This is a genomic window from Chryseobacterium sp. SIMBA_029, assembly GCF_046535275.1.
GTDB lineage: Bacteria > Bacteroidota > Bacteroidia > Flavobacteriales > Weeksellaceae > Chryseobacterium.
On record NZ_JAWRXA010000246.1, the window covers coordinates 1 to 276 of the forward strand.

At 63.8% G+C, this 276-nt stretch carries 1 protein-coding gene; it reads left to right on the plus strand.

Annotation, left to right across the window (positions count from 1 at the left end):
• Positions 1–276, plus strand: a 276-nt coding sequence (locus SB679_RS24010; protein WP_410704751.1) for an Mth938-like domain-containing protein, incomplete at both ends; no start/stop codon positions are given.

The following is a 276-nucleotide window of genomic DNA, read 5'->3' on the forward strand; positions in this document are numbered from 1 at the left end:
CTTCGCCGACATGTCGCATCGCGGCTCTATCCTCTGCCTGCCTTCGGGCATCTATGGATGGGAGATGGACGTGACGAAGCCGCTCTCGCCCGAAAATTTCATCCGCGTGCTCGAAGAGGCCGGCGATATCGAAGTGCTGCTGGTCGGCACCGGCCCGGAACTGAAACGCCTGCCGCCCGAGCTGAAGCAGGCGCTGAAGGCCCGCGGCATCTCGTCCGATCCGATGAGCACCGGCGCTGCCGTGCGCACCTACAATATCATGCTGGCCGAATCGCG